This window comes from Rhodococcus sp. 5A-K4 (assembly GCF_046097995.1).
Lineage (GTDB): Bacteria > Actinomycetota > Actinomycetes > Mycobacteriales > Mycobacteriaceae > Rhodococcus_F > Rhodococcus_F erythropolis.
In genome coordinates this window covers 26,035-37,956 of record NZ_JBJURM010000019.1, presented here as the reverse complement: position 1 = coordinate 37,956, position 11,922 = coordinate 26,035, and the positions used below count along the sequence as shown (strand labels likewise).

The 11,922-nt window shown below is 64.1% G+C and carries 16 protein-coding genes; all 16 read right to left on the bottom strand.

Going from position 1 to position 11,922, the window contains the following annotated elements; all coding sequences use genetic code 11:
- Positions 1–16: 16 nt before the first annotated feature.
- Positions 17–331, bottom strand: coding sequence for a hypothetical protein (locus ACKAMS_RS22750; protein WP_408989562.1), 315 nt, complete (start codon positions 329–331; stop codon positions 17–19).
- A gap of 128 nt (positions 332–459) precedes the next feature.
- Positions 460–888, bottom strand: coding sequence for a hypothetical protein (locus ACKAMS_RS22745; protein WP_295101563.1), 429 nt, complete (start codon positions 886–888; stop codon positions 460–462).
- A 110-nt stretch (positions 889–998) separates the two neighbouring features.
- Positions 999–1,940 (bottom strand): Ig domain-containing protein, encoded by a 942-nt coding sequence (locus ACKAMS_RS22740; RefSeq protein ID WP_408989561.1) that lies wholly within the window; start codon positions 1,938–1,940, stop codon positions 999–1,001.
- Between the two features lie 93 nt (positions 1,941–2,033).
- Positions 2,034–2,471, bottom strand: coding sequence for a hypothetical protein (locus ACKAMS_RS22735; RefSeq protein WP_408989560.1), 438 nt, complete (start codon positions 2,469–2,471; stop codon positions 2,034–2,036).
- The gene (locus ACKAMS_RS22730; protein ID WP_408989559.1) at positions 2,468–2,818 is read right to left on the bottom strand and encodes a hypothetical protein; all 351 of its coding nucleotides are present in this window, start codon (positions 2,816–2,818) and stop codon (positions 2,468–2,470) included. Before ACKAMS_RS22730 ends, ACKAMS_RS22735 begins: the two co-directional genes overlap by 4 nt.
- Before the next feature lies 1 nt (position 2,819).
- Positions 2,820–3,170, bottom strand: coding sequence for a hypothetical protein (locus ACKAMS_RS22725; protein ID WP_408989558.1), 351 nt, complete (start codon positions 3,168–3,170; stop codon positions 2,820–2,822).
- The gene (locus tag ACKAMS_RS22720) at positions 3,167–3,676 is read right to left on the bottom strand and encodes a hypothetical protein (protein ID WP_408989557.1); all 510 of its coding nucleotides are present in this window, start codon (positions 3,674–3,676) and stop codon (positions 3,167–3,169) included. Before ACKAMS_RS22720 ends, ACKAMS_RS22725 begins: the two co-directional genes overlap by 4 nt.
- A gap of 15 nt (positions 3,677–3,691) precedes the next feature.
- Entirely contained in the window at positions 3,692–4,843 is a 1,152-nt protein-coding gene (locus ACKAMS_RS22715; protein WP_408989556.1) for a P22 phage major capsid protein family protein, read from the bottom strand.
- A 62-nt stretch (positions 4,844–4,905) separates the two neighbouring features.
- Positions 4,906–5,547 carry a hypothetical protein gene (locus tag ACKAMS_RS22710; RefSeq protein WP_408989555.1) on the bottom strand — a complete coding sequence of 214 codons (642 nt, stop codon included), beginning with the start codon at positions 5,545–5,547 and terminating at the stop codon, positions 4,906–4,908.
- Positions 5,548–5,698: 151 nt separating this feature from the next.
- Positions 5,699–5,986: a hypothetical protein gene (locus tag ACKAMS_RS22705; RefSeq protein WP_317827544.1), complete on the bottom strand. Its 288-nt coding sequence runs from the start codon at positions 5,984–5,986 to the stop codon at positions 5,699–5,701.
- Positions 5,983–7,752 (bottom strand): hypothetical protein, encoded by a 1,770-nt coding sequence (locus ACKAMS_RS22700; RefSeq protein ID WP_408989554.1) that lies wholly within the window; start codon positions 7,750–7,752, stop codon positions 5,983–5,985. Before ACKAMS_RS22700 ends, ACKAMS_RS22705 begins: the two co-directional genes overlap by 4 nt.
- Positions 7,752–9,101, bottom strand: a complete 1,350-nt coding sequence (locus tag ACKAMS_RS22695) for a phage portal protein (protein WP_408989553.1) — start codon at positions 9,099–9,101, stop codon at positions 7,752–7,754. The genes ACKAMS_RS22700 and ACKAMS_RS22695 overlap by 1 nt, the downstream gene beginning before the upstream one ends.
- A 4-nt stretch (positions 9,102–9,105) precedes the next feature.
- Positions 9,106–10,578 (bottom strand): hypothetical protein, encoded by a 1,473-nt coding sequence (locus tag ACKAMS_RS22690; RefSeq protein WP_408989552.1) that lies wholly within the window; start codon positions 10,576–10,578, stop codon positions 9,106–9,108.
- Positions 10,562–11,041: a hypothetical protein gene (locus ACKAMS_RS22685; RefSeq protein ID WP_408989551.1), complete on the bottom strand. Its 480-nt coding sequence runs from the start codon at positions 11,039–11,041 to the stop codon at positions 10,562–10,564. The genes ACKAMS_RS22690 and ACKAMS_RS22685 overlap by 17 nt, the downstream gene beginning before the upstream one ends.
- 96 nt (positions 11,042–11,137) lie before the next feature.
- Positions 11,138–11,497 (bottom strand): HNH endonuclease, encoded by a 360-nt coding sequence (locus ACKAMS_RS22680; RefSeq protein ID WP_346842999.1) that lies wholly within the window; start codon positions 11,495–11,497, stop codon positions 11,138–11,140.
- Between the two features lie 53 nt (positions 11,498–11,550).
- Entirely contained in the window at positions 11,551–11,922 is a 372-nt protein-coding gene (locus tag ACKAMS_RS22675) for a hypothetical protein (protein ID WP_408989550.1), read from the bottom strand.

Below are 11,922 nucleotides of genomic sequence, written 5' to 3'. Positions count from 1 at the left end.
GCGTCAGGGTTTTCAGTTATTGGTGTTGGTGCGGAAGAGCTTTCGCGAGCGTGCGCGCCATTCCGTTGCCGCGACCGGCTTCGATCACCCGATCGAGGGCAGTGCGCGGAGGGTCGATGAACTTCGGATCCTTGGCACCCACCAACGCCGCCAGCAGCGCGATCAGATGGTTCAATCCGCGAGCGAGCAGTGCCATCTCGGGAGTGAAGCCCTGCAACGGGATTCCGGCTTTGCCCGCCTTGGCCGGTTGCGCGAGTTCCGGATGCAACCGCAGCAACACGGCAGCGTGTTCGTCGTCGTCCTGGAGCGCTGCCTTGTACTTGCTGCCCATCGGCAGTTCGTCTTTCAGTTCCCAGAACGTGCGCCAGTCACGCTCACCTCGAAACCAGTCGTCGAGATCGAGGGTGAGGTGAGCGTGAAAGTCGTAGCGCAGCTGCGCCCCGTAGTTCTCGACTAGAGCTAGGAGCGCTTCGAACCCCCCGGCACATTCGCCGCTCCCTTACCGAAGAGCTGATCCCAGACATCCTGGAACAGAACCCGATACACCTCGATCGGCATCTGCCCGATCACAGCCCACAGGCGATCGAACTCCTTACGGCCGTGCGCGTCGAAGTTCGGATCGTCCTCGTCGAGAGCGCCGGCCATCAAGATGGTCAGCTTGTCCTTGTCGAAGATGACCCGGTTCATCGCGTCCATACGCTCCGGATTCGCCGGCGCGATCACGATCGGCGGATCGAAACCTTCCTCTGCGCCGAAGATGACAGGCGGGCGGGCCTTGAGTGCTGCGCGCTGCTGGTACTCGGCGAACTTGCCGCCGAACGCCGCGGGCGCTGGTGTGGCATCGAGCGAGTCGACCAGTGGCGGAGCAGTGAATGTGTTCTCGGACATGATTGTTTTCCTTCCCAGCGTCCCAGCCGGATACGAAAAGGCTGGCCGCACGGTGGCTGGGACATCACCGTGCGGCCAGGCGTGGGAGACGACCAGGGGCCGTCAGTGGGTCAGGCGCTGACGACGATCGACAGGGCCTTCGTTGCGGTAGCAGCCGCGGCGTCGGTGACCTTGACGGTCACGTTCGACGTACCGGCCGCGCTCGGCGTTCCGGAGATGACACCGGTCGACGCGTTGAGATTCAGTCCGGCCGGCAGCGTCCCGGTCTGCAGCGACCACGTCTTCGCGCCATTACCACCGGACGCAGTCAGCGTCTGCGAATACGACGCGCCGACCGTGCCACCGGGCAGGGTGACCGTCGAGATCGCCAGCGTTGTGCCGGCAGGTGCACCGAATCCAGCCGCCTCGACCAGGTTCGCCCAGCCGAGACCACAGAAGCCCTGCGCCGACGCCGTGCCACCGGACACGAGGCTGGTGAGGAAGTTGCGGTCCTTGTACCAGGTCAGAGTCGGGTGGTACGTGATCGACCCGTCGTCGTTGGACGACTGGTTGTCGACCTTGGTCACCGACACCTTCGGCAACAGCCAGTACGGGTAGATCTCCGCGCCTTCCGCGCCATCAGTGCCGAGCACGATCGCGTGGTAGAACCGGATCGTCGGACGCCCCGGAGCGGGAAGCACGATACCGCCGTGCTCGGACGGTTCGATGTCCGAGTAGTCAGCCTGCCAGAACAGCTCCAGCGCCTGACGATTCGACTCCTGCATCACGAAATCCGTGGTGCCGGTGCGCTTGTTCATGATCTTCTTCGTCGGCTCCGACTCACCGTAGGACTCGATGTCCGTCGACGAGGTCTCGTGACCGAAGTTCACACCCGACTTCTTCTCCGTCAAACCCACAGAGCGCCAGTGCTCAGGCAGCGTGATGAGGTCACCTGTCGCCGGATCCTCGAGCGTTTCGAGCATCGGATTCGAATACGGCGTGAGGACGATCGCGAGATCGAGCGCGGAAATGATCAGGTCGTTGTTGGCATCTTTGAACGAGGAGATGGACATGGTGCTCCTATCGGAGTGAAAGAGGGAACCGAAGTTCTCGGGCATGAAAAAAGCCACCCGGTCATCGGATGGCTTCAGGGTGGTGCGGCGCAGTCAGCGAGTGCGCGGCATCGGGGCGATCGTGACGAACGTCAACTCGACGGTCCGTGGATCGACACCCAACTGCGGAATCATCGACAGCTCACCGGTTTCGGTGATCGAGTGAATCAGTACCCCGTCGATGGTGACGCCGTTGTTGGCGACCTGGACGGCTTTGCGGATCTGACCCATCACCTGCCACGACGTGCTGCGCTTGGTCGAGGTGACTGCGACGACGATCGGAGCGAGATCCAGGCGGCCGTCAGGAGCGCCGCCGCCGGCGCGGGCGATCTCGATGAACACCTCACCGGCCGTCAGCCTTTCGTTGAACTCGTCCGGATTCGGGCGCTGCGTCAACGCTGTGCCGAACCGTGCGAAGTACGTACACATCAGGTCTTCGAGATCGGGCCAGTCCGGAAGATCGTCGATCGACGGAAAGTCGTTGACACTCATACGTTCCGCAATTCTGCGAGCACCGCAGGCAGATCGTGCGCGCCTGCCACTATCCGCTCGTCGCCGTTGTCGGTACCGAACTCGTGACTCGCGCCGTACTCGACGCGCTGATTGCCGACTGTCAACCGGCCGACCCAGCGGTCGCCCTTGGCCATGTTGTTGAGCGGACCGCCGAGGAACGTCGACACCCGGGTATCTCGGGCGAGCATCCCGGTACGACGAGCGACGCGGCCGCGGTAGAGCGCTTCCGCCATCTCAGCCCGCTCACGCACCAGCGAGCGCATCTGTCTGCCCTTGAGCAACTCGCCGATCCCCGCATGGTTGGGCTGATAGTTCCTGATTGCCATGTCATTTCACCCCCTTGAGCCGAACGATCACACCTGGCTCCCAGCTACCCATCCGCCACGGCGCAGGATCGCCGTCAACGGTGAACTTCGCCGCAACACCCGGCAACTTCACCTTTGCGCCGTTGACGATCTCGGTACCTTCCGGACAGATCAGGATCACCTTCGTGAGCACGTTCTGCCCGCGAGCGCCGGCAGTACCGCGCACCGGAGTGTCCATCGTGGCGTCCCAGTCGATCAGAACATCCTCGACCTCATACGAGGTCGCCGGCGCATCGGTGTCACCGTGCCGGTCGACGACCACGGAATCCACCGGCGGGAACACCTCGATGGTCTCGCCCTCACCCGGCATCATCGAGAGCCGCCCGAGTAGTGATCGCCGTACGCGTTGAACGGATCATCCTCCGCGTACACCGGGAACGGATCGGACGAACCGTCGACCGGAACGAACCCAGTCGGGAACCCGTACCCGCCCTTCGTCGTTGCCTGCGTCCACAACCCCGACGATCGACTGGCCTTGCGGCGAGCACGAGCGAGGATGTCGAGTTCGGCTTTCGTGAACGTTCCTGTCGCGAAAGCGGAATCGTGCACCCGATGGTTGAACACCCCGGCAGCGCGCGAGACGTACATGTTCGGGTTGTTGTACGCCCGCATCGACGCCGAGAGCACCACGGCCACGACGTCGGCACCGGCAGATGCTGCGTCCGGCCACGCTCTGCCCTCGCTGCGAGCGAGGGCAGAGACGTCGTCGAGAACAGCAGCCGCGCGGGCCTCGTCCTTGGTGGAGAACGAGGACTTCCCCAACCGGACCTTGAGCTGATCGGTGGTGGCCAGCCGTGCGGGCCCGGTCGGTTCAGTCATCGCCTACTCCTTCGATCAGGGCGCTGCGGTGACGGTGATCGCCGTCGTCGCCGTCTTGTTCTGGTACTTCGCGGTGATCGTCGCCGAGCCCACTGCAACGCCGGTGACCTTGCCTGTGGTCGACACGGTCGCCTTCGTCGGATCGGAGCTGGTGTACGTCGCACCCTTCGGGGTGACCGCGTCGCCGCCGTCGTCCTTGACGGTGATCTGAGTGTTGCCTCCGACGACCACCGACGCGGTGGTCGGCACGACGGTGATGGATGCAGTACCGAGCTGCAGCCGAACCCCGCGCAGGAACCGCCCGTCGGGCTCCACGACGTGGCCGTAGCCGACGTACGCATCCACCAGCGATCGGTCCGTGGTGGACGTGAAGTCGTAATCCCGGAGCCAGCGCATCGCGAGCCCGTTGAAGGCCTGCGACTTTCCGAAGCTCGCACCGTCCGGGACGGCCGGCGCACGAGTGACCATCGTGTACGCCGTCTTGTGGAAGACGTAACCCTCGTCGTCGTCGAGGGCGTTGGAGACCACGATGGTGAATCCTGCGATGCGACCGACAATCGCCTCGCGCAGAGCCGAATCCGAGCCAGCCTGATCGGCATGCTTGAAGTTCGGGTCCTTGAGGATCGCGGCTTCGATGCCCGACCCGACAAGTGCGGTCCGCTCACCGAACGGAACGTTCTCATCGTTGAGCGCCTTACGTGCATCGACGAAACTGTCGAACACGTTGGAGCGGTCGATGATGACCGTCGCCTGGTACGGCGCGTCTCGCATTTCCTCGACCAGGCCGATTTCGAGGCCTTCCGCGACGCCGCGCACCTGCGGCGCGAGGATCTGCTTGCCGAAGTCCTTGATGTCGAGGCTGAGCTGCTCGTCGGTGACCGGTACAGCGTTGTAGACGTCGTCGGTGAGGGTGACGTCGACCTTGGTCTCCTTCAGGGTGTCCATCTGGATGTTGCGAGCCGCACCCTCGGCGCGCAGCGCACGAGTGCGCGATCCGAGGCGACCCGGCACCCGCAGGCTGATCGTGTCGTCAGCAGCTCCGGCGAAGTCCCCGAAACCATTCAGCCACACCAAGTTCGGGATGACGATCTCGCGCTGGAGAAGCCCGAGCGCGGTGTTGATGATGACGTTCGGCTTGATGAACTCATGTTCGTTTTCGTTCGGCATGGTTCCTCCTCATGGTTGTTGGGGTTGACCACGTCGGCTGCCATGCCGCAGCGAGTGGTTGATCAGTATCGAGGGATCGAGGCCGCCAACTTGACGGGATCGGTCTCCTCGGGTTCTGCGTCCGGAGCGCCGCCGCCACGCAGATTCTCCCGAGGCTTGCCCGGAATGCGTGGCTTGCCAGCGCTTTCCGACGGCGTGTAATCCTCGAGATACTCGTCGGCGTCCGCTTCGAGTTCTTCTTTGGTTGCACCTTTGAGCCGCCCGGCGTGCTTGAGAGGAATGCCCTTGGCCTCGGCAACCGACCGTTGCAGATCCTTGAGTTCGAGCTGCTCGGCACGCTTCTCGGCCGCGACGCGAAGATCACGTTCCTTCTCCGTCTCGGACTTCTCGCCGTCCCTGATCTTCTGCAACTCGTCGTGACTGGCTTTGTACGTATCGTGATTGGCGTACTGCGCCCGCTCACGTGTCAGCCGCGCACCGAGTGCTTTGTCGAATTCGGCTTGAGTGGTGATCGGAGTGAACGGCTTTCCGCCGTCACCACCGTCTCCACCGTCACCGCCATCTCCGCCGTTGCCTCCGTCGGGCTTGTGCCCGTCCGGATCTCGGCGTGGATGCTGGCGGCATGCCCTCATCGACATCGACGTGAAAGGATCCGCGTGCCCGAAACCGAATCCGGCATGTGCACGTGTGGTCTTGACATTCATTGGTATCTCCCGTGAGCCCGTCGGCATACCGGTCATTGATCGCTGACCGTGAGCGAGCCTCACCGAACCCGGCGAGGAAGTCGTGATGAAACGCCGAATGCCCCGGACCAGATGGTCAACGGGGCATTCGGGTGTAGCTGGTGAAAACTACTTATGCGGCTCTGCGGTTGGGAACCTTGTCGAGGTACTCCCGGAACGAGGTCAGGTCGATCTCGTCGTCGAAGAGCGGGATGATCAGTCGGTCGACCTCGCTGCGGAACTCGCCGAGCGTGATCTGGTGATCGGCGGCGAACTCGACCATCGAGACGACGGAGTAGAAGTACTCGCCCGCCTCGTACGCCGAGACCGCGGCATCAGCGACGTCGGAGGAATCGACGAAGCGGCCGGAGCGATACATCGCTTCGGCCAGGTCTTCGAAATCCTCGAATGTCCTGCTCACAGTCCCCATAGTAGCCGCCCTTCGCCGGTAGTCCGAGCCCTTTCGAGTTCCTTCCACGCCGGATACGCGGTGTTGATCCGCCCCGGACCCTCCCGGCCGCGCACCCGCACCACCACCGGACACCCGTCGACGATCCGCCGAAAGTCCATCTGACCGCCGCGCCGGGTGATCGACGTCGGATCTGCGAGCGCTCGATCGATCATCGCCTTGAGCTGCGTGTCCGGAACGTCCGGGAACTCTTCTTTCGGGCGTCCGTCCTTGCCGATGACGTTGCTTCCGAAGCGGTGACCACCGGAAACGATCTTCCCGTCCCGGTTCTTGTCACCGTCCGCGATGTGAGCGAAACGCGCATCGACGCTCGGACGCTGATCCGGAGTGAACGGCACGCCGCCTCCGTCACCACCGACTTCCGGATACTGAGCCGGGACCTCTGCATCGGGAACCCGCCACGTATCGCCCTCGTCGCCGCTGGCAACGCTGCGAGTACTCGGTGCCTTCGGCGGAGGAGTACTCCCGCCACTGGCCTTCGTTTCCGGTGTCTTCTCGCCGGGCCCCAGTCCGAGTGCCTCGCGGTGACGGGCGATCTGTGCGCGGTGGTAGATGACAGGTTCGGAGTCTTCGCCTCGGCCGTCCGCGAGCAGCGTCTCGAGCTGGCTCTCGAACTTCGGCAGCAACCGCTCCGCGAGTGCTCGCTTGTACTCGTCGCTGCCTTTCTCCGGTTCCTTCGGCGTGTCCGGATGCGCTGGATCGTTCTCCTGAGTCCGGCCCTCGTATGCACGCCGAAACAACACCGTCGCCTCGTGCCCACTCGCACCGGCCGTCGCCTCGTCCCACAACGCCCGGAACTCCGCTGTCCGGTCGGGAAGATCCGCGGTCTCGTCGTAGATCGGCTCCAACGTGCACTGACACCCGTCATGCACCTTCGCCGTGCCGCCGCCGGTGTACCGAGCGTCCGTCGACGAGAACGACGTCTGACCCTTGTAGACCGCGCCGAGACTGGCGAGCATCGCGCAGAACCAGCAGGGTTCAGCCTTCGTCACTCGCGCGAATCCCAATGCCTCGCGATCGAGTTCGACGATCTTCTGCGTGAAGTCCCGTCCTCCCTCGGCGACCATCCGCACAGCCGCCGACGTCGAGGACACGAACGCCTTGTCCATCGCGTCGGCTTCCGGTGCCGGCATCAGCTTGCGTGCCCGCACCGGCCCAGTGATCAACAGACCACGAGCTGTCCGGTCGAGGTCGAGTTCGATCGGCTCCGCCACACTGACCCGCGAGCGTGAACGGGCTCGCGTTGTCGGCGCGGTGTTGTCGGTGACCCGCGCCCGTGACCGTGTCCCCCGCTCGGCAGCTTCCGGATCAGTGACCCGGGCCCGCGAACGAGCAGACTGCCCCGACTGCGAAGAATCCGTAACCCGGCTCCGCGCAGACGGTTTCGCCGTGCTCTCCGGAACCGGCACCGGAGCCGGTGATCGATCCTCACCGAGCACCGTGCGCACCGGCTCGACCCACGGGATCGGTCGAAGCTCCGGACGCTCCGCAGCGCGGAAGTCCTGCACGTACTGTGCCGAGATCTCCTGCGACTGCATGTGCGCCGCCTCGATCACCGGGACCGCGACCTGCAACCACGGACCCTGCGTCTCGTCCAATCGCTGAAACGCGAGAATCCGCCACGCGCGCCGCAGATCCGCGACCACCTGAGCCGAGAGTCGCAGCTGCGCACGCCGATGCAACTCGGTCAGCTTGCGACCGAGTTTCGTGCGAGCCATCAAACCCCCAAGAGATGATCAGCCGAGGTGACCGGGCCGAACTGGTCACGCAGGTACTCGGCCAGAGGATCGCTGTCGAGCGCCATCTTCTGCCACTCCTCGACGTCGGTCTTCGACACACCCGGAATCCGGCCCCACAGCGCCTGCACCGGAACGCCGAGCAACTTCGCTGCCTTGCCGTACGCATCGACTGCCTGCGAAAGCGACCGCGCCTCGAGGTCCTGCCACTTGACCGACGCGCTGACATCAGTGGCGATCTCGTAGTCCTCCTCGAACCACGCACTCAACCGCATCGTCCGATTGTGCGAACCACCGAACGAGGTCCGGATCTCGAACACCTTCTGCGTCAACGGGTGACGAGCAGCCACCAACGCCTCCGCATTGAGGTTGACCAGCTTGCCGGTCAGCGCATACGACGGCGTCTGACTCGTCGCCGAGAGTGCCTCGATGTCGGATTCGGCAGCCGCGATGAACCCGTCGAGCGGCGTCTCGTCCAAAGTCCCGAACTTGGTATCCGGGTCTTCCGCGACCAACAGATCGTTCTGCCGCAACAACAGTTCCGCACGCGCCTTCTCGGTGTCGGTCTCAGGCTCGGCCATACCCGAGACCGTGCGGACCTTCCACGAATTGAAGTGCTGTGTCTGCAACCGGTCGTAGGTGGTCTTGTTGATCCTGTTCGCCACGCCGATGAACGGCTCCACCTGGCCGGTCGCGCGGCCTTCGAGGTCGAGATCGTTCGCGTACCGGATGAACGGGCAGCGGTCAGCGCCGTGCCACTCGAATCCGACGTGCTCGATCTCGCCGTCGTTGCCCACGCGCTGGAGGTTGTGCACCACCTGGTCGTCGATCAGACGTAGTTTGCCGCCCGGATCATCGCGCAACACGTATTCGGGCCACTCGTCCTCGGCCGGGTCCTCGTACACAGCGAATGCCTTACGCGGCGAGACGCCACGAATCACAGACTGCTTACGCCCGAGATCATCGATCCCGGGCATCACACTCACGTACGAGTAGCCGTAGGCCAGCGCGGCGCGATGAATCGCTATCTGGCGCACGTCCATTCCGTTCGCCATCCACGTCGTCCACTGCGGCGAGGTCTCCTTAGCCGTCGACGATCGGTAGTCGTCGACGAACATCGCCTGCGCGAGCGTCGTCACCACAAGCCACAGCCACGGCGTCTTCGCCAGCTTCTGGAGAGCTTTGAGTTCGTTGGTCGCCGACCTCGGCAACGTCAGATCCTCTTGGTCCCAGCGGTACCACTTGTCGAGCCGGGTAAGCCTTTTGCGTTCCTGATACAACTTCGGAAGGAGATCCTTCGCGACCTTGACGGCCTCGCTCTCGATGAGCATCCGATCACCACACCTTCCCACTGCGCACCCGTTTAGTACTGGATGCGGTGATCAACCTCGTGTATCCGTGCCACGCCAACGTGCACGCGACCAACGGACTGATATCTGCCGACGTGTCCCGTCGGTCCCACGCCCACGCGTCACCGACTTGACGTCTGCGTGATGCTGCGACCGCCGACACGAGATCCGGTTCGCCGTTGTGCCGCATCCGTTCTTCTTCGACCTCGGCGTAGAACGCACCGGCGCCCTGCGCCATGTCCCGCGCACCGGTCACCTCGACCTCGAACCCGATCTCGCGGAATCCCGCGATCAACGCGCCCGCCTGGCCGCCGCCGTCGAGGACCACCCCGAGAGCGTCGTGCTCGAGCTTGAGCCGCGCCGCCGTCTCGACCACCCAGTGCATGCCGCGCTCGTGATAGACGAGTTCGACATACGGCAATCCGTCTTCGCGTCGACCGGCGATCGAGATCGACGAGAACGCTTGATCCGGAGTGACATCGACAGCGATCGCCACCGGGTCGAGAACCTGCGAGGACTCGTCCCTGCACGCTTCCCACATCGCCGGGGTGATCGCTGCGTTCACACGCGGGTCGTCCCAGATGCCCAGATGCTCGCGCGCGAACTGGATCTCACCCTGCAGCTCGCGCTCTTCGAGCATGAACTCGTGCGTCTTGTGGATCGGGTACGACGGGTTCGCGATCGCCCACGCGTCGTGATCGTCGAGGTCAGCCTCCGGGTCCGCCGAGTACTCGAGGAACAACAACCCGCTCGCCGTGTGCTCGATACCGGCGTTGCGTTGCTGAGCGAGGAACTCGCTGTTGCCCGTGCCCGCGCTCGACAGCAGGATGAACTGGCGGTTCGGCGCGGCCGACTGTGTGGGCCGGAACGCCGCTACCTGTTCGTGGGTGATCGCGTACGCCTCGTCGCCGACGAACAGGTCCACCTTCTTGAATCCGCGCGCCGCGTCCGCAGTGCGGGCGAGGTACCGGATGTAGCGCGGATCTCGCTCGCCGCGATGCGGCTTGAGCCGGATCGAGACCTCCTCGTTCGACGTGCGGTGCGGGAGCAGGCACATGTCCTCGAGCTCTTCGATTTTCGCGATGCGCGCGGACAAGTCGATGAACGCGTCCTTGGCCGTCTTGAACTCGTGCGCGGTGTGCAGGATCTTGCGCTCACCGAGCAGGTACAACCCCGCCAATTCGCGAACCTCGACGATGACGTTCTTACCGTTCTGGCGCGGCGCGATGATCAGCGAACGCGGAGAACTCCACCGAAAGTTCTTCTCCTCGCCCATCAGATGCCGGCAAGCATCCTTCTCCCACTCCAGCAATTCGAACCCGGTCGCCTCGTACAAGTCGATCGCGTCGTCGCCGAGCGTGGTGAAGAACGTTGGGTAGTTCGACAACCGCGGCTTCTGCGAACCGTCCAGCGGTGGTTTCTCGGCCACCGCACCGCCGACGTCAGGCGTTTCGAGCACGGATCTTGTCCATGATCGAGGGAACGCCCGGCGTCTCGGCCGGTGAACTTGCCCGTCCTGCACCGGCATCGACAGCTGCGCGCTCGAACGCATCGACCTGCGCCGCGAGTTGCTTGAGAACTGTCTGCTGCTGGCGTGCCTCACGCAGCGGCGCGTTCATCACGACCTTGGCAGTGACGTCGACGACGGTGACGCCGGCGGACAGCCGGTGCTCGCGGAAGAAAGGATCGAGATCGATGCTCATCCATTCCTTGTCGCGGCCGCGCAGCTGCGCGTCGAGGCGTTCACACCGATCGACGGTGCGGCACAGCTCCGCGAGGACGATCAACCCGAGCGGATGGCCGGCCAAGATCTGCGCCTTCTCGTCCCACAAGCCGCGACCGCGCTTGAGCAGGCCTTTCGGCATTTCCGGCAGAATTGTGACCGCTGCCACATCGGCGGTTTCGGCGTCCTGACCTGGCATTTTTCACCATCCCTGGGGAGAGAAAGGGCGCTGGCGCCGTGCGGTCCCCCGCCTTGCCGGCCCCGGGGGTACCCCCCAGGGGTGCAGGTCAGAGCGTCAGACGAGCCACTGCCGCGACCACCGCAGCTGGCGCGGCGCCTCGCGGCTGCCGTCACCTCGCCGCGAGTTGCACGAAAGATGTGCTGGCATAAGGTTCTTCGGGTCAGTGAGCTTGGGATCGTTCGGAGGCAGCGACTTCACGGACTCCACATGGTCCGCGCTGAAGCTCATCGGGTCCGGCCACTTCAGCGACATGTCGATCGCCTCGTTGCACAGCCAGCAGACCTGGCTACGGCGCTTCACTCGTTCGACTGCTCGGCGGTAAGGCCGGCCGGTGCGTCCCTTGCTCCGTGGTGTGTGGGCCATGACGACCTCCAGACCCTGGATACGACGAAGGCCGACGTGCTGTGAAGTCACGTCGGCCAGTGGTCTCCAGTGTCCCTGAAACACGAGAGCAACGCAAGCGCAGGTCAACTCGTGTCGGCGGCGCGTGCCTTTCGTGCTCGCCTCGTGCTTGATCGGTGCGCCAACACTTCGGACACCAAGTACACCGGACTGCCGTCCTCGGCCGTGTACTTCGAGAGCAAACCGCGATGCGCCCACGTGCGCAATGTGGAGGCCGGCACGAACAAGACCGCCTCCAGATCCTTGGCACTCATCAGCTCATCCGTGTTGAGCGGCACAGCATTCGGCACCACCCAACCCTGTCCAACCTCCACCGCCTGCCCATCGATACGAGCGCACAGCTCCGGACTCACCGACTCCAACGCCATCCGATACGACTGCGCCACACGACGAGCCACCTCGACTGGACTGTCAGCCGGATTCGGCCACCCACCCAT

Coding starts and splice junctions, on each gene's coding strand:
- ACKAMS_RS22750 (WP_408989562.1), bottom strand. CDS start 331: ATGGGCAGCAAGTACAAGGCAGCGCTCCAGGACGACGACGAACACGCT.
- ACKAMS_RS22745 (WP_295101563.1), bottom strand. CDS start 888: ATGTCCGAGAACACATTCACTGCTCCGCCACTGGTCGACTCGCTCGAT.
- ACKAMS_RS22740 (WP_408989561.1), bottom strand. CDS start 1,940: ATGTCCATCTCCTCGTTCAAAGATGCCAACAACGACCTGATCATTTCC.
- ACKAMS_RS22735 (WP_408989560.1), bottom strand. CDS start 2,471: ATGAGTGTCAACGACTTTCCGTCGATCGACGATCTTCCGGACTGGCCC.
- ACKAMS_RS22730 (WP_408989559.1), bottom strand. CDS start 2,818: ATGGCAATCAGGAACTATCAGCCCAACCATGCGGGGATCGGCGAGTTG.
- ACKAMS_RS22725 (WP_408989558.1), bottom strand. CDS start 3,170: ATGATGCCGGGTGAGGGCGAGACCATCGAGGTGTTCCCGCCGGTGGAT.
- ACKAMS_RS22720 (WP_408989557.1), bottom strand. CDS start 3,676: ATGACTGAACCGACCGGGCCCGCACGGCTGGCCACCACCGATCAGCTC.
- ACKAMS_RS22715 (WP_408989556.1), bottom strand. CDS start 4,843: ATGCCGAACGAAAACGAACATGAGTTCATCAAGCCGAACGTCATCATC.
- ACKAMS_RS22710 (WP_408989555.1), bottom strand. CDS start 5,547: ATGAATGTCAAGACCACACGTGCACATGCCGGATTCGGTTTCGGGCAC.
- ACKAMS_RS22700 (WP_408989554.1), bottom strand. CDS start 7,752: ATGGCTCGCACGAAACTCGGTCGCAAGCTGACCGAGTTGCATCGGCGT.
- ACKAMS_RS22695 (WP_408989553.1), bottom strand. CDS start 9,101: ATGCTCATCGAGAGCGAGGCCGTCAAGGTCGCGAAGGATCTCCTTCCG.
- ACKAMS_RS22685 (WP_408989551.1), bottom strand. CDS start 11,041: ATGCCAGGTCAGGACGCCGAAACCGCCGATGTGGCAGCGGTCACAATT.
- ACKAMS_RS22675 (WP_408989550.1), bottom strand. CDS start 11,922: ATGGGTGGGTGGCCGAATCCGGCTGACAGTCCAGTCGAGGTGGCTCGT.